Origin of the sequence: Sphingobacterium sp. 40-24 (assembly GCF_001899705.1) — a bacterium.
Lineage (GTDB): Bacteria > Bacteroidota > Bacteroidia > Sphingobacteriales > Sphingobacteriaceae > Sphingobacterium > Sphingobacterium multivorum.
Window position 1 is genome coordinate 118193 of record NZ_MKWH01000060.1, and the last position, 17359, is coordinate 135551.

The window sequence follows — 17359 nt, forward strand, 5'->3', positions numbered from 1 at the left end:
CTATTCACTGAGCAGATCGACTTTGTCTATTGCCTAATGGCAGTGCATAAAAAAGGTCCGTAGCGGTATAAGCTACGGACCTTTTTTATTTTAATAAAATGGACTTCCCTTCTTTAGCCGAGCGTTTTGCCGCTTCCAGGATTTCGACTACCGTGACATTATTGTGGATCGATCCAAGATCATTTTCCGGCACCATGGCATCTTTCAGGACCTGTTCCAGATAGGCAATATGGTTCTCAAAATAGGGGACCGTAGTTGGTACATTTGTAGGTGGATCATTCTGTTGTTTATATTTTAAAAGCTCTTTATCATTTTTGGCATAGAGCTGAGCTTTTGTGCCAAATACCTGCAGATCTTTAACACTGTATGGCCAAGCCCAAGAAGCTTGAATAATGCCTGTGCTGCCGTCACGGTAGCTCAGTATGATGGTGGCGTTGTCGTCTACCTTGGGATAAACCTCTGGCTTGAGCTGTTGTGTAAAGGCCGTTACCGAAATTGGTCTTTCACCATTTTTGAGCCAGGTCATTAAATTGGCGCCATAACAGCCAAAGTCCATGATTGCACCACCACCGTTTTTTTTCGGATCGGTAAGCCAATCCAGGAAATAATTGCTACAGCCGATTTCTTTTGGTCCTTCATGCCCGTCTTTTACAAGTATGCGTGTGATTTTTCCAATTTCATCCTTGTCGACCAGTTGTTTCAGTTGTTGATTGCTTTTATACCAGGTCGTTTCGTAATTGACCAAAAATGGAGTTTCGAACTGTTTGGACAAAAATGCAATACGTTTTGCGTCAGAAAGAGTTGTAGCAAGAGGTTTCTCTACCATGACAGGGATCTTAAGCGGGAGACAGGTTTCTGCGACGCGAATATGCTCATCGGTTGGATTGTAGGCAAGAACTGCATCCGGTTTAACATGTTTCAATAAACTGGGCAAGTCATGATAGAAGATTGCGTCTGGTAAATTATACTGCGTTCGTATTTTATTTGATAAAGCTTCATTCGGTTCAGCAATACCGATAATATCGACTTTTTTATCCTTATATAAATTTAAAAGCAAGAATACGTGGTCATGGTTGAGCCCCGCAACAGCCACTTCAAGTCGTTCACTGGCCTGTGCAATTTGCTGGACGAATAGGAGTAGGAAAACGATGCGGATAAGATGCTTCATATGTTAAGTTTAGTCATTATAAATATACCGATTTGTTCTGAGGATACCCCTTGTAAATCCAGGTTACTTTGCGGTGCGATCGGATGATATCGGCAACAATGTCAAAATAGGTTTCTCCACGACCAGCTTTTAGCTCCTCTAGTTTCTTTTGAAAATGCGTTTGATTGAATGGTGATTGCGCGCCAAGCTTTCCCTGATAATAGGCCAAAGTTGTTTCGATACCCAATGATGCCCTGCTATGTGCAATATCCTTCCAAACAATGCAATGTGAAGCTGCGTCTTTGAAGGTCCCAAATCCACCGTAAAGCAGGTCATCAAAACCGTCTAGGCTTCCTATCTTCCAGCTTTCGCTGGACATGTAGACGGCATTAATTTCATCGTAAAAACTTGCAATATCGTTAATGTTACAGCCATCAACCACAGCCACGCCGAGATCGGGATTGCTCCCCACAAGTTGCTTAAAATCCGTCCATAGATCCTTCGCAGGAAATATTAAGTCATCCTCTTTATCTTGCCATTTGTTTAACAATTGAACGAGTTCGGTTCTAATGGTACTGGGATGATAGGTCAATGAAGACAAAAATGACCTTAACGCAGTGCTATCCGAATCACTGACCAAAAAATGCGCAAGTGTACCGACCAATTTTTTTTCATCTGTTTTCATCACTGACCTTTATTTTTAATCTTCTGATAATAGTCTAACGAAATCGTTTGCGGTTTTTTAACAAAAAATCCTATACATTTAACGATACATTTAAGGATAAATCTAATGTTATGTTCTACCGATTTATTTGCTATAGTATATTAACTCTTGTGAATATACTCTTTCGGTTTGGGATTCCTGTATTCGGGCAGCAACATCCTAACGTTATTGTCATTTTGAGCGACGATGGTGGTTATGATGATTTTGGTTGTTACGGCGGTAAGGAGGTCTACACCCCAAATATTGATGCACTTGCACAAAATGGTGTGCGTTTTCAGTCGGCTTATGCGTCGGCTTCGGTATGCGCTCCTTCTCGCGCGGGCTTACTTTCTGGTCGCTATCAGCAGCGCTTTGGTTTTGAACATAATATTTCAAAACGTCCAACTGCAGGTGTTGCACTGGAAGATATCGGAATGGATACACGGGTAGCCACCATTGCTGATTTCATGAAGTACAATGGCTATAAAACAGTGGCGATCGGCAAATGGCATCAGGGGGATGGTCCACAATTTAATCCGCTTAAACGTGGATTTGATCACTTCTATGGTTTTATTGGTGGCGATCGGCCTTACTTCCCAATCCATGGTGCTGTGAAGCCAACGCAGCTTCTTTATGATGATCGACGTGTAGTCCCTGAAGATACGATTCATTATTTGACAGAAACATTGACTGATAAAGCAATTGCGTATGTTCAGCAGTATAGAAGCCAGCCTTTTTTTATGTATTTAGCATTCAATGCTGTGCATACACCCGTCGAAGCACCACTGAAGACCATTGAAAAGTATAAAAATGTAACCGATCCATTGCGAAGGGCTTATCTGGCGATGCTGGACAATATGGATGAAAATATTGGGCGTTTGGTCAGCCATTTAAAGCAAGAAGGACTTTATGAAAACACCTTAATCATTTTTATGAATGATAATGGTGCGGCAACAAATAATGGCGCAGACAATGGACAATTGCGTGGTTTAAAAGGGTCAAAATGGGAAGGTGGAATTCGGGTTCCGCTTATCATGCAGTGGCCGGCTAAGCTACCGAAAGGGATAACATCCGATGCCATGGTATCGGGTATGGATATTTTACCCACCAGTATCGACGCAATAAAAGGTAAGAAAATCCCTGGGCAGCAAATCGATGGCATCAGTTTGCTCACTTCGTATACGGCAGAAAAAAAAGGGCATGATTATTTATTTTGGCGCCGGGGGATTGCACGGGCTGTACGACACCAGGAGTGGAAATTGATTGTTGTCAAAGATGATCCGATATTGTTGTTCAATCTCAAGAATGATCTTCGTGAGCAGTATAATCTGGCCACGAAGTATCCTGAGCGTGTGAAAAAGATGCTGCAAAAACTGACCGAATGGGAAAAGGGAATGGAGAATCCAAAATGGCTGAGCTCCGTATTGGATAATGATCAAAATCAACTGATGAAACACCGTTTGGATGTTGTGGGACGTGCTGCTGAACGCCAATACCCCTAAATAATGCATACTAAAAAACAGATGAAAGGACTAATTATATTTTTATTGTCCTTTGCCTTGGTTATGGCAAAGGCGCAGAACAGCGATACGTTTGTGCGTATTAAAAAGCATATATACGATGATGAATTAAGTGGCCCATTGCCCGGTGCAGATAAAACACGAAGCCTATGTAATCAACTGCGTGCGGACGGTACCTGGGCAGATATCGATTACAGCAGTAAGTCAATATCGCTTTGGCCTCCGGGAGAACATTTGGATCGATTAAGGACACTTATTGTTGCCTATGTGTCTCCGCAAAGTGCATCTTATCAGCAAAAATTACTTTACGATAAAATCCTGCTTGCGGCACAATATTGGGCGAATAATCGTTTTGAATCTTCGAATTGGTGGCATAACGAAATCGCTTCTCCAAAGGCCATCGGTGTTTGTCTGATCCTGATGAAATTTGGAAAGGAAAAAATTCCTACTACACTAGAGACTCCACTTGTTGAGCTGATGAAGCGTGGTGATCCTTACACAAAAACAGGAGCGAATAAAAGTGATATTGCCATGCACTATTTTTATCGTGCATTGATCTTGGAAGATGAAAATCTTTTAGCTGCTGCTATGGAGCAGCTGCTTTTTCCGATACAGCTTGTGAATGGCAAGGAAGGACTGCAATATGATTTCTCTTACTTACAACATGGCCCTCAATTATACATTGCAGGCTATGGGGAAGAGTTCCTGAAAGGAATTTCAAAAGTTATGGCTTATGTGCGTGAGACGCCTTATGCTGTTGACCAAAAGAGACTGGATCTTTTTGAGCGTTTTCTCACAGAAACATATCTGCCAATTATACGTTCGCGCTACATTGATTTTAATGTACATGGCCGTGGGATCTCTCGCCCTAATATCTTGGAAAAGACACAGGAGACAGCCATATTACAGCAAATGAAGCTGATCGATCCAGCTAAAAATGCCGTTTGGAATACAGGGCTCGAAAAGCTAGATAGCGTCCAGCCTTTTGACGCCGAAAATATCGAGGCCCACCGCCATTACTGGAAAGGTGACTACACAACTCATCTGCGTAAGCAATTTCATTTTAATGTTAGATTGGCCAGTAGCCGCACCAATAAATCGGAGTCTGGAAATGGAGAAAATGTTCTTGGTCGTAATATGTCAGATGGCGTGACCAATATTCAGGTGTTTGGACCGGAATATTATAATATTATGCCTGTATGGGAATGGGATAAAATTCCGGGAACGACAACACGAGATTATCCGGGAGATTTAGAGCTGAAAGAACAATGGGGCGCGCGTGCCGCAAATAGCTTTGCAGGCGGGGTAAACAACGATAAGACGGGAGCCTCAGCCATGTCGGTACAGTACGATGGGGTTACCGCTCAAAAAGCCTGGTTCTTTTTCGATCGGGAAATTGTTTGTTTGGGAGCTGGAATTCATTGTGCAGCGCCAGAAGCTGTGGTAACAACCTTAAACCAAACCTGGCTGAATGGCCCGGTTGTCTGGAATGGAAAGGAAACGTCGACGCTTGATTCGGTACAGCGAATTGTCAAAGAAGGCGAATTTATAACCCATAACAATGTCCTGTATTATTTTCCAACAGCGATGAACGTTGGATTGACAACAAAGGATCAGGTCGGCTCCTGGTATCGTATCAACCGTTCCCGTTCCAAAGATGCTGTACATGGAAAGGTCTTCAAGCTCTGGTTTGATCATGCTGTTGCTCCGAACAATGCGAGCTATGCCTATATTGTTTTGCCTGGCACCAAAACTGTTGATAAAAAAGTAATGCAGCGCATAAAAATTTGGCAGAATACTCCGGATATACAGGCCGTGGAGCATAAAGGGAGCGGGATTCTACAGCTGGTTTGTTATCATGCGGGAACGTACCAAGTTGGCGATTGGTCTATTAAGCTCGATCAACCTGCTATCATGCAACTGAACCTGCTGGAACCTAAAAAGATTCAGCTTGATATAGCAGACCCACTGCAAAAAGCCAAAATAGTGAAGGTTCAGCTTGTCAATAAACAGCTTCGAGTAAATCAATCGTTGGAGCTTTCGCTTCCACAGGGCGAGTACGCTGGAAGTACTGTAAGCAACCGAATCACTATCGGGAAGAAATAATCCGAATACAATTGGAAAGCTTATAAAAATACCAAGGGAAGATGTTAAATATCTCCCCTTGGTATTTTTTATTTTTTGAGTTGTTCCAACCGTGTCAAACCTTCCAGATAATAATAATCTGCATAGGTCAGCGGAACATCGATTTCCGAATGATGGGGTAAGCTTCCGACGCTATGTTGCAGTAAGAAACCACCATTGGTCGTATATTTGGCAAAATAGGTGCTTCCTGATAATGTTTGAAGGCTTTCCTGAGCAAATGTCAAATAGGATTTGCTTTCGGTACCCGTGGTCAACGTTGAGAGTTCAATCAGTGCAGACGCAACAATGGCTGCAGCTGAGGCGTCACGCGGCACAAAATTCAATTTCAAGGAGGAAAAATCGGCATCCGATTTATAGCCTGGCTTTCCGGCATTAAAGTCCCAATACGGAATTTTATCTTTTGGCAGATTCGGATGGGTCATGTAAAACTTTGCCGCCGCTTTTGCCGTTTTAAGAAATTCTGGTTTTTTGGTCTCCCGGTACATCATGGTAAATCCATAAATAGCCCAAGCTTGACCGCGTGCCCAGGTTGAATTGTCGGCATAGCCTTGGTTGGTCTGTTGATGGATAGCATGGCCATTGCCATCGTAATCGACAACATGGTAAGTACTGTAGTCTTTACGAAAATGGTTTTTCATGGTTTGGGTGGCATGACTGATGGCCACATCCTTGTACTTGGCATCTCCCGTCAAGTCGGACACATAACACAGCATTTCCAGGTTCATCATGTTGTCGATAATGACTGGATATTTCCATAGGGTCTTGCCGTCCCAAGATTTTTTTTCGTTCCATGATTTGATGACGCCCACCTGCGGATTATAACGCTTGAGCGCAGTATTGGCGGAATGGATGAGGATATCCTTGTAAGCGGCAACCTTTTTGGGATCGTTGAGGTATTTGATGGCATTGCCATAGGAACAATACATCACAAAACCAATATCATGATGTTGATCAAGGTCTTTGGCTTTTTCAAGCGCCTCCGTCCATTTGATCGCAGCAGCTTCGGTGTCTTTGTTATGGGTGTGGTTGTAGATATACCACAGTGATCCTGAGAAGAAACCGCCGGTCCAATCCCATTCGTCTGTGCCTACCAATTGTCCCGAAGGGCTCAATGTACGCGGGAACTTGTGCTGCTTTTCTGCTGCTTGTTCCAAGAACTGATATTGCTTTTCTGCTGCTTTAAAACTTGTGTCAATAAAGCTTGGTTTTTGATCCGTAAAGCTCAATGCGATCAGACTAGAAGCGATAACAAAAAGCGCTTTTAGACCAGGTTTTCTTTTTTTCATAACGGCTTATATTCTTAGTAAGTTACATAATAATTTCGATTCCTTTTATTTTATAGCCTCTTGGCGAATCGTAAAGGTATATTTTCCAGTAGATTTGATGCTTTTAGCTGTGAGCTTGATGCGATAAAGTTCCTTACCCCAGACTTGACTCAAACGCGGGTCATCCTGAGGAATGACATCGTAGCTCGCTGTGAACTGACCCGCATCAAAGTGCAAGGTGGCGTGCCCATTATTGAGGAGGATTTCCCCTTTGCCAATTTTTGGTTCCTGAGCAACCAGAAAATGAATGATATTGGCCTGCTTAGGACCTGTGATTTTAAACTCATCCTGAATGTCCAGCCCATTTTGTACGAGGGTATAACTTCTATTCCAGTGCTCAACATTGGCCGACTTCGGATATGCTTTTCCAATATCAAGCTGGAATCTATTTTGTGCAGGCAGAAATGCCACATGTTCAGCTTTATATTCCTTTCCAAAAGATTGGTCGGCTCCATTGATCATCGGAACATTATGGTAAGCACTCTGCATCGTCCAGATACTGTATCTGTCATCGCTAAATGTTTTCTTTGTATAGGTGCCAACACCGGCATCAATAAACAGTGGTTGTTGGTCCTGGTATAAGATAAAACTCCCGACATCGTTATGGTTGTGACTTTCATTATTGAAACCACCTTTGGCGGCAAAGAAAAACGGACCCTTTTTTAGATATATAAATTGTGTTTCCGGATACCACTTCGCATTATTTTGAGGGAGCGCAGCGGTAACGTTCTCTAATTCCGGATAGCATCTCAGGTCCTCGAAGGCACGGAAAATATCCCTTGAAGGTTTGAAATTTGCAGTTTTGTCGCCGGTATTTTCCATATATCGGGCAAATTGCATCATCTCACTACTATTGACATCCTGTCCATAACGGTAGATCAATAGCGGATCGCCACCCCCTTTGGCCGAAGCATCGGCAAAATTAACGACCCATTTATCGCCGCCAATATAAGATTGTGCGATGTACTCGCCCATATCGCGAATTACAGGTTTATCAAAAATATTGATCTTACCCTTGGTGGCCAGCGAAAGTATTTTCAGATAATCGTACAGCTTACCCGCAGCATGTCCCCAATAGGAGGGGCCCTCTTCGCAGGCACCGTCTGTCTTGACATAGTTGATAAAGCGATCCACAGAAGACATCGTCTTATAAATCCCCGCCAGTTGAATATCGGGATTGTCTTCAATCAAAAGCAAGGCCGTAAGGACATTAAAGTTACACCATGGATTCCAGTTGTTGACCAGCTGTGTTTCCTTGAGTTCAAATGCCTGCCACCACATATCGTTGCGGTCTAGGTAGGGCTGTATAATGCGTTGTTGAATCTGTTGTTTAAGACGGATACTGATTTCGGGGTTTATTGTATTGAATGTATCGCGAAAGAAATAATGAACCCAGGAGAGGAGGGAGCCTACATCACCGGCCATCAGATCGACCACTTGTGTTCGTTCTTGCGGCAATGATCGCTTACTGGACTGAAAGGCCCCAAGGTGTGCCGAGAGCGACCATGTTGCCATTTCTGTCAATTGCCAACTACCGTTTAGGATTTGGTCAACAAAGCGCCCTTGTCCTTCTGCAAGCTCCGCCAACAGTAGGTTGGTCAGTGCAGTACAATTTTCATTCATGGGTTTTTCCATGATGCTGCGGTTGCCTGAACGCTCATATTCGAGATAATCTGTTGCTTTAACGACTTGCCATTGGTAGCTAAGGGCCTCATTTCCCTTTTTGATTATACGGTCTTTAAAAGGAGCCATCAGCTTATCCCAGGCCGCCCGATCCGAATAAGCCGGATAGGGGACCCACGATTTGTCATTTCCTAGACTCGCTTTCAGGTTATCCTGCTTAAAGGCGCCCGTCAGGAGGTTCAGATCTTTCCCAAGCAGTCTTTGAGAAGAAAAACTGCTCAGGAAAAGAAATAGAATTACATACATTCTCATGATTACCAATCTTGATTTTGTGGTAGTAATGCCGGGTTCATTTCAATCTCTTGTCCTGGTATTGGCCAAAGCTTATGACGGCTTTGGTAACCCCGGGTGACGAGATTGTCTCCGGTAATACTTTTTTCGATGTAGTCTTTGGAAACGCTTTCTAAGAGGTTCCAGCGCTTAAGATCAAAATAACGCCATCCTTCACCTGCTAGTTCTACGGCCCGTTCGTGCTGGATACGTTTACTCATATCTGCTTTACTACCGACAACCAAAAATGAGCTGCCACTATTTAGTGCTGGCATTTTAGCGCGTGTACGTACTTTGTTAAGCTCAGTAATCGCTTTGTCCAATTGATTGGACTCGTTGTACGCTTCGGAAAGCATCAAAAGTACATCGCCCAAACGGATGATCGGGAAATTGATCGGTGTATGTGCGCGATCGGTAATGGCTCCTTTTAGGTTCCCTTCAGGAACAAATTTCCGCCATAGATAGGTGTACCAACCCCGATTGTTGCGGATCTGACCAAAGTTTTCGTTTACACCGGTTGCCAATATCAGCTGCATATCTCTTTCTTTGTTTGCATTCCATCCTAAGTAATGTGAATAAGGTACGATCAAGGTTTGATTCATCCGAGGATCGCGATTGGCATAGATCTGACGCAGTTTTGCTGTATCTGGTACTTTGGTAAGCGTGCCTCCAGATTGCGTAGACTCCATCGCCTGTTTTTTAACCGCATTATCCGTTGTATAGTTGGGGAAATAATCATTCCAGTTAAAGGGGCTTCCATCGCGGTTTTCGTAACGGTCTGCAAGGCGTGTGCTCGGCATACAGTTGTTCCAGTCACTACCAAAGGTTGAACGCGTTCCCATATAGAAGGCCATTGGCATGCCATACGGGAAACCGGTGCCGCCCATATTCTGAATGGCAAAAATCATCTCCGGCGATTGATCGCCATCCATGGTGAATAACGCGGAATAGCTTGTATTTAAACTGTAACCATAGGTGTTGGTCTTGTTGTAAACAATCTCTTCAAAATCCCGGATTGCTCCAGCCCAATCTTTATTGTAAAGGGCTACTTTCCCTCTTAACGCATACGCTGCACCTTTGGTGACCCGCCCATAATACTTGGCATCGTAGCTTACCGGCAATTTCTCAATTGCATAGTTCAGGTCATTGAGGATAAACTTATTGACATCTTCTACAGAAGAGCGACTATTTTTAAGATCAGCGAAATCTTTGTTCAAATCGACAGTTTCATCGTATATTGGTAAGGCGCCATAGAGATTGGTGAGCTGGAAGTACATCAGCGCACGTAAGAACTTCGCTTCCGCAATAAAGCCCTCCTGTTTGGCCTTGTCTATGGTCATGGGCTGGATATGCGCGATTGCATGATTACAGCGTTGGATCAGATCGTAGCCTGCTTGCCATCTATCCACAATAATAGATGAGCGGTCGGTGAACGTTCCGCTGATCACCTCGCCCAAGCCCGGAGGATCATAGCCCAGGCCAATATCGGTAAGTCCATCGTAAGAAAATTGTAAGCCGAAGGTGGCTTCTTTTTTTAAGTCATTATAACAGCCCAGTACGCCAGCTAAGGCCTGGTCTTCATTTTGCCAGAATGTGCTAGCACTTACCTGACTATATGGTGTCGTGTCAAGCTTATAACAAGATGATAAAGCAATGCATCCGGCTATGAGTAGTGAAATCTTTTTCATGAGGTTTAATTAATTAAAAGCTCTTTTCAACTTTTGTTCATAATTTATCTGTTACAGGTCGGGAACATATCCTCTGTCGCACACCTTTCTCCTTAAAAGGATAAACTCACACCAAAAACAGCCTGTTTCATGGTTGGATAGTTGGTGCCGCTAACCTCCGGATCGAAACCCTTATATTTGGTTATGGTCCAGAAATTTTCAAGCGATGCAAAAACACGTAGATTTTGCACCTGTATCCGCTTCGTAATATCGTTTGGAACTGTATAGCCCAGCTGGATATTTTTTACACGGACGAATGCCTTATTCTGTAACCAGAAATCGCTGTTTTTGGTATTTCTTGTATCTGTATAAGGCAGCAATCGTGGGAATTTAGCATCTGTAGCACCTTCAGTCCATCGGCCATCAACAATTTCCTGATTGATCTGGTAGCCCCAGCGAACAGTAGGTGTGTAATAGCCATCCGTCCAGACCACTTTGTTGCCCGCGTTACCTTGCAAGAAGACCGAGAAATCAAATCCTTTATAATCGAATCCCATGTTAAAACCATAGGTCATGCGAGGCGCTGTACCATGACCTACCGGAACCCTGTCATTGTCGTTGATGACGCCATCACCATTGGTGTCTTTATATAAAAGATCTCCTTTTTTAGGTGTGCCATAAGATGCGAATGGATTGACTTTTTGATTGGTATTCGGGTCGATTGGCGCATTATCGATCATCTGCTGTACGAGCTGCATATCAGCATCCGTCTGTAATATGCGATCGGTTAATAGGATATATTGGGTATTGATGGCATAACCCTCTTGAAGCAAATTGGAGCCACTGATAGACTTGTCATTTCCTTTAAACTTGACTACTTTATTGTCAATAAAGGTAAAGTTACCGCCAATGTTGAATTTAAAGTTATCGCCAATTTTATCGCGGTAAGTCAAATTCAGTTCGACACCATTATTACGTACTTTGGCTGCATTGGTGCGTGGTATTGTTGCATTTCCGACAACCAAGGGAGCGGGGAGATTGATTAAGATATTGTCCGTTACTTTGTTAAAGACATCGATCGAGCCGCCCAGTTTGTAATTGAAGAGGTCAAAATCCAAACCAGCATTCAGGATATAGGTATTTTCCCAGGTCAAGAAAGGATTACTCAGCACTGTTTGCGCAAAGCCCACATAGAGCTGGTTATTTAATACATAGTTTGTGGGATTATAAAGCGCCAAATATTCATAATTGTTAATGTCGGCGTTTCTGCGGAAAGAGTCATCAGTGGTTCCATTATTACCCAAGGCACCATACGATGCGCGGAATTTCAGGTTGGGCATCCATTTGATGTCATAGAAGTCTTCTGAGGAAACCTTCCAGCCAAAGGAAGCCGAAGGGAACGTTCCCCATCTGCTTTTTCCGCTCATGAAACGCGATGAACCGTCTGTACGCAGATTGGCTTCCAAGAGATATTTGTCATCCCAGGACAGGTTGATCCGGCCAAAAAACGACCGCATAGCCCAGTCGGTCATATTGCCAGAAGCTGAGGCATCCATTGTCGCCGCGTTGAGAACAGTCAGGGATGGATCTACAAGATCGAGTTTGGATGCTGCAAACCAACCGTCCTTAAAATACTCCTGGCTGGCACCGACCATGACTTCATAGTTCAGTTTCTCAAACAGTTTGTTCTTATATTTAGCAATTCCGTCCATGTAATAGCGGTACGATTTGATCGATTCGTTGGTTACCGAAGAACGTCCTGTACCCGCTGTTGCAACTGTATTGGTTAGAAAGTTCCAGCGGTCATTAAACACGGGTTGGGAATAGACGAAATCATCATCATAGGTATACGTGTAAGAACCCTCAATGGAAAGGCCTTCTATCGGTTTCAGTTTTCCGTAGAATCGTGATACAAAGCGGTTTTTGTTGATGTTACCTTTCTGCGCATACAAACGGTGGAGTACGTTGTTGGACTGTGGGTCGTCTTCCGGATTATTTGGTGAACCAAATCTGCCATCTGGCGCACGCAATACCATGCCCGGAGTACTTGCTGCAGCAAAGGTAAATACATCATTGATGATATTGGTGCCGATATCGGTTTTGGAAACGACCCCATTGATGTTGGCTCCCAAGGTTAACCAGGGTTTCACATCCGCTTCTAGATTGATACGGCCGGTATGACGTTTGTACGTTGCCTGTTCAATGATTCCAGGGTTATCGAGAAGACCATAGGAGCCAAAGAACTTGATTTTGTCACTACCACCTGTAAAGGAAAGGTTATGGTTTTGGCTGATTTTGTTCTGGAAAAGCTCCGAAACCCAGTCCGTGTTGGGATATTTCAACGGATCCTGTCCAGCGTTCTGGCGCCAGAGGTCAATTTTTTCCTGCGAAAATATGGGCTTAGCATTTGGATCGCCATTGCGATAGCCTTCATTGATCAGCTCCATATAGTTAGCATAGTTGGAAACCATTCCAATGGTGTTGGATGGTTTTTGGCTTGAGAAATAATTGTTGTAAATAACTTTAAATTGCTCTGATTTACCTTTTTTCGTAGTAATGAGGATAACGCCATTTGCGGCTCTTGAACCATAAATTGACGCTGAGGCAGCATCTTTCAACACCGATATGCTTTCTACATCTTGTGGGTTGATTAGGTTCATGTCGCCAATAACGCCGTCGATCACGACAAGTGGGTTGGCATTATTGAGTGTTCCCTGTCCACGAACACGCAGTGTTCCCCCATCACTTCCCGGTCTACCTGAGCCCTGATTAACATATAATCCCGGCGCCTGCCCAGCTAGGCCAGCTGACAAGGAGGTTACAGGTCTGCTTTCTACCACCTCAGACATCTGGATGGAAGAGACCGAACCGGTTACATTCTCTTTTTTCTGTGTACCAAAACCGACAACAACAACCTCGTCAAGTCCCTTGGATTCATTTTCCAAGGTGATTGTAAGGGGGCTGCCGGCTTGCGCCTTAGTCTCGATACTTTTATAACCGACGCTGGTGAAAATTAATATTGCATCGTTCTGTTGACTTTTGAGTTCGAATGAACCACTTGCATTGGTCGATGTTGCTAGATTCGTTCCTTTAATCTGAACGGTGACATTGGCAATGCCTTTGCCGTCTTTGTCTACAACCTTACCCCGAATGGTTGTCTGCTGCATGGCCAGTGAAAGCTTGCTGTTTGTTTTAACAGGTGCAAATGGAGTCGCTTGTGTTGTCAGGCTAGATACGACCAACAAGCAGGATAATGGTATTGCCGGATACATCCAACGATTCTTCGAAACGGATGCGTTTTTGATCTTGATCATAGGCTTTTAGATTTAATTGGTCTGAAAAATAAATTTTCTATGAAGTGAATTTACAGTATTGGCAGAAAACAATAAGCACGTTTTCTCGCAATCGTTTTCGTAACAGCGCGCCGAAAAACCGAAAGATTTTTGGTTAATATTTGTTTAAAAATGTATGACTGCCGGGAGTATTTTGGATCATTAGTTCAAAAGTCGGTGTAGCGTTTAAAAGTAATTATCGTTAAATAAGGAAATTATGTAAACCTATTTCTTTCGTATGATGAATATCAAAAAAACCGCGTTATTGTTGTGTCTGTCACTTGGAGCATATACAGGCTATGCGCAGACAAAATGGAATGTAAAAGCTGGAGTTGCCTTTTCAAATGTGGATGCTAAAAATAAAGCGGGCGATAAGGCCAGCACGGCCGCGGTTGCAGGCCTGTATTTGGGACTCGGCCCGACATTACGCCTCAGTGAGTATTTCTTTTTAGAACCGGCCCTTGTATTCGCCAAACGGGGATTTGAACGAAATGAGGGAAATGTTATAGGCTGGGGTAAGGATTTTAAAGCACACACGTCTTATATCGAAATGCCTATCGATGTTGTTTTTAATGCTACGATTGGTGCAGGTAAACTGGAGGTCGGTATAGGCCCTTATATCGGTTATGGATTAGGTGGGAAATGGAAAACCTCAGGCCCTGTCCACTTAGGTGATATTGCCATTGGTGAGGAGGGCGATATTAAATTTACGAACGATGCAAGTGAAGGTGGATATGGAAGCTATAATCTTGGGAGACCTTTTGATTACGGCGCTCGTGCAAAAGTGAATTATCTTTTTAGGGAACATTATCTTGTCGGCATAGAATTTCAGAAAGGAATTGCCAATTTGGAATCCAAGTGGGGGAATTATAAATCTGGAGATGCTATACGTAACCGCTCCTTGGGTATTTCGCTTGGCTATCGGTTTTAGTGACTTGAAAACGGCGAATAATTAGTTGACGTTGTTGGAAGTATGAGTTTGTCTCATCAATCCAGTCGTTTGCCTTCAGCGCCGGCTGTCTGAAGACAAACGACTGGAAATAAATCTTTCCGTTGTACTTGCTACTCTTGCGAATTAGAATTCAATCCGGTAGTTAATGGTTGGAATAATACCAGTCCATTTTTGGGGTTCAATGATGCGTTTGCTGAAATTATAGTGCATGCCTACCGTGTTCTCTCTATTAAGTAGATTCTGAATATCCAAAATAAACAGATGGCTTACTTTTTTGCGGTTAACCCGATAGCTCGATGAGAAATCAACACGTACGTAGGGATCGGCAGTCAGGGTATTGATGCGATCTTGGTCAATAACTTCTTCGTCTAAACGAAGCGATTCTTCTTCTAGAACAGGGGAATATTTTCTTCCGCCGGCATAAATAAATTTGGCATTCAGACCGAACAGATTATTTTTATTCTTTCCCACGGTCCATTCTTTCCCCATCAGCAAATTTCCTACATAACGTGTGTTGAATGTGGTATTGTACTCTTTACCATTAAGCGCCTTGAACTTCGAATCAAAAAGGGAGGTTGTTGCCATGAAATAATAGCCCTTGCTCAAAGACTTCTCAAGCGTGAGCTCAATGCCGTAGTTTTTACCGGTACCTTTATTGATAAGCTGACGGTAGCTTGATGTACCAATGGCTGCAATATCCGATACATTGAGTAAGGAGAAGTTGATGTCGGAATCGGTCGATACTGGGACATCATAAAGATGTTGATAATACATTTCTGTCTTAAATCGGAGTGTTCTGCTGAGGTTCTTTTCATAGCCAATAACAGCCTGGGCAGATTTGGTTGGCGAGAGAGCCTTGTTTGGTTCAAGGCTTGTTTGATCGCTACTCTTGGCAAAATAATAAGCCAAGGGCTCCAGTCGGTTATATAAGCCGGTTCCAAAGGAAATCGTTTGGTCTGTGGCAACATGCCAGTTAAGGCCAAATCTTGGCTCGATAGACCAGCTCTTGCTCAGCGCAAAGAAATTTGTATGTACGCCGGTGTTGAGCGTCAATTTTTCGTTTAATACTGTTTTTAACTGTGCAAAAGCATCATAAGTACTTGTATTTCCAGTCTCATTAATCCGCTCTGTCAATGCCGCTAGCTCGGTGTCGTAAGACAGCGCATAGAGGTCATAATGTAATAAACTTGCATTTAAGCCCGCTCTAATTGTGTTTTTATTGTTGGCACGATAGTTTAATGTACCTGCATAACGAAGAGCCGTATTCGTAAATTTGTCTTTGTGATATAGGCTGGAAGTATAGTCCCGTGTTAATGTATCGGTGCTATTGGAATTACGGCTAAGGGACATGGAAACAATGTTTGTAAAATATAATCTGTCGTTCGCAATGTACTGATGTTTTACTCCGGCACTTCCGGCATTAAATTTTACATCCAGATCCTGGGCATCTGTCCGTTCCTCCCATTTTTCGTAATTACGTTCAGCAGTTTGTTGGAGTTTCCCCAAACCGCCTATACCGAATAAGGAAAAGGTTCCAGCTTTTTTTGTGGGAAATACAAAATTAAAAGAAAGGTCCTGATATTTTGGGACACCTGTGTCTGATACTTTTACACCTACTTTTTCCAGGAGGCTCAATGAAGAATAGCGGTAACTAATTAAATAGGAAGCGTCACTTCCTTTTTTGAAAGGCCCTTCTAACGTTGCTCCTACGCCCAGGACTCCGACGTTGAATGTGTATTCGCGTTTGTCGGTATTTCCTTTACGAAACCTAAGGTCAAAAACACCAGCTGTTGCATTGCTGTATTCCGCGGCTAGTCCACCGGTATAGAAATCAGACTTCCCCAATACCATGGTATTGAGCATGCTGATTCCCCCGCCTGCAGCGCCTTCAGCTCCAAAATGATTGGGATTTACAATTTCGATTCCTTCAAGTCGCCATTGCAAGCTTTTGGGGGAATTTCCGCGAACAATAATTTCATTGTCATCGCCGCCGGCAGCGACCCCTGGAAAACTCTGTGCCATACGGGCGGGATCAAAAAAAGCTCCTGCATAACGATTCGTTTCCTCAGGAGAAAAGGAACGTCCACTCGTCATTGCCATCTGATTGAGCGGTTGTTTCCCTGCATTGGCGTAGACGATTGCCTCAGCTAATGCATTAGTTTGTGTCTCCATTTCCACATTAACCATATTCTCCCGGCCACTGGTGATAAGTAATTCCGTAAATTCTTCTGGTTTGTATCCGGCCATGCGAACTTGAAGCTGTTGACGCCCAACCGGAACTTGCTGCAGCCGAAATATGCCCTGTGCATCAGTACTTACAGACTTTGTCCCATCGCTGGATGAAATAACAATTGTGGCACCTGTAAGCGGTAATCTGGTATTTTTATCTATCACGGTTCCTTTGACAGTTTCGGTCACAACCTGATTTTTTTGCTTTGGTGATGCTGGTTGCTGGGCTAATGTAATCCCTGCTTGAAGCGATAATCCAATGAGTAAGATTGGCGATAGTTTCATAAAAGATTAGTTTTTATCTTTATGACAGCTGGCTTTCAATTTACCCTTAGCTTTTCCCTGATTTTTTTGTTTTTCACGCTACTTATGTGCATGATTCAATT

10 protein-coding genes are annotated in these 17359 nt (G+C 43.3%); 3 read left to right on the forward strand and 7 right to left on the reverse strand.

Translation table 11 applies throughout. The annotated features are described in order from the left end of the window. Positions 1 to 85: 85 nt before the first annotated feature. Both BGP15_RS22200 and BGP15_RS22205 read right to left on the reverse strand, forming a co-directional pair. Positions 86 to 1168 carry a Gfo/Idh/MocA family protein gene (locus BGP15_RS22200; protein WP_286770769.1) on the reverse strand — a complete coding sequence of 361 codons (1083 nt, stop codon included), beginning with the start codon at positions 1166 to 1168 and terminating at the stop codon, positions 86 to 88. 16 nt (positions 1169 to 1184) lie between these two features. After that, the gene (locus BGP15_RS22205) at positions 1185 to 1832 is read right to left on the reverse strand and encodes a barstar family protein (RefSeq protein WP_286770770.1); all 648 of its coding nucleotides are present in this window, start codon (positions 1830 to 1832) and stop codon (positions 1185 to 1187) included. Positions 1833 to 1981: 149 nt separating this feature from the next. Between BGP15_RS22205 and BGP15_RS22210 the strand changes: the two genes are divergently transcribed. Together BGP15_RS22210 and BGP15_RS22215 are read left to right on the forward strand one after the other, a co-directional pair. Further along, positions 1982 to 3352 carry a sulfatase-like hydrolase/transferase gene (locus BGP15_RS22210; protein ID WP_286770771.1) on the forward strand — a complete coding sequence of 457 codons (1371 nt, stop codon included), beginning with the start codon at positions 1982 to 1984 and terminating at the stop codon, positions 3350 to 3352. A 21-nt stretch (positions 3353 to 3373) separates the two neighbouring features. Beyond that, positions 3374 to 5476 (forward strand): polysaccharide lyase 8 family protein, encoded by a 2103-nt coding sequence (locus BGP15_RS22215; RefSeq protein WP_286770772.1) that lies wholly within the window; start codon positions 3374 to 3376, stop codon positions 5474 to 5476. Positions 5477 to 5544: 68 nt separating this feature from the next. Here the strand turns inward: BGP15_RS22215 and BGP15_RS22220 are convergent, their stop codons facing one another. From BGP15_RS22220 to BGP15_RS22235, 4 genes are all read right to left on the reverse strand, one after another. Beyond that, a complete protein-coding gene (locus BGP15_RS22220; protein ID WP_286770773.1) occupies positions 5545 to 6801 on the reverse strand; it encodes a glycoside hydrolase family 88 protein in 1257 nt (418 codons plus the stop codon). Between the two features lie 45 nt (positions 6802 to 6846). Continuing rightward, complete coding sequence (locus tag BGP15_RS22225) at positions 6847 to 8775, reverse strand: heparinase II/III domain-containing protein (RefSeq protein WP_201639750.1); 1929 nt, start codon at positions 8773 to 8775, stop codon at positions 6847 to 6849. Positions 8776 to 8777: 2 nt separating this feature from the next. Continuing rightward, complete coding sequence (locus BGP15_RS22230) at positions 8778 to 10481, reverse strand: RagB/SusD family nutrient uptake outer membrane protein (protein ID WP_286770774.1); 1704 nt, start codon at positions 10479 to 10481, stop codon at positions 8778 to 8780. 92 nt (positions 10482 to 10573) lie between these two features. After that, positions 10574 to 13774, reverse strand: a complete 3201-nt coding sequence (locus BGP15_RS22235) for a SusC/RagA family TonB-linked outer membrane protein (protein ID WP_286752287.1) — start codon at positions 13772 to 13774, stop codon at positions 10574 to 10576. A gap of 256 nt (positions 13775 to 14030) precedes the next feature. On the opposite strand from BGP15_RS22235, the gene BGP15_RS22240 reads away from it, so the two are divergent. After that, a complete protein-coding gene (locus BGP15_RS22240) occupies positions 14031 to 14723 on the forward strand; it encodes an outer membrane beta-barrel protein (RefSeq protein ID WP_286770775.1) in 693 nt (230 codons plus the stop codon). Between the two features lie 144 nt (positions 14724 to 14867). On the opposite strand, the gene BGP15_RS22245 is transcribed toward BGP15_RS22240, so the two are convergent. Continuing rightward, positions 14868 to 17258 carry a TonB-dependent receptor gene (locus tag BGP15_RS22245; protein WP_286770776.1) on the reverse strand — a complete coding sequence of 797 codons (2391 nt, stop codon included), beginning with the start codon at positions 17256 to 17258 and terminating at the stop codon, positions 14868 to 14870. Between the last annotated feature and the right edge of the window lie 101 nt (positions 17259 to 17359).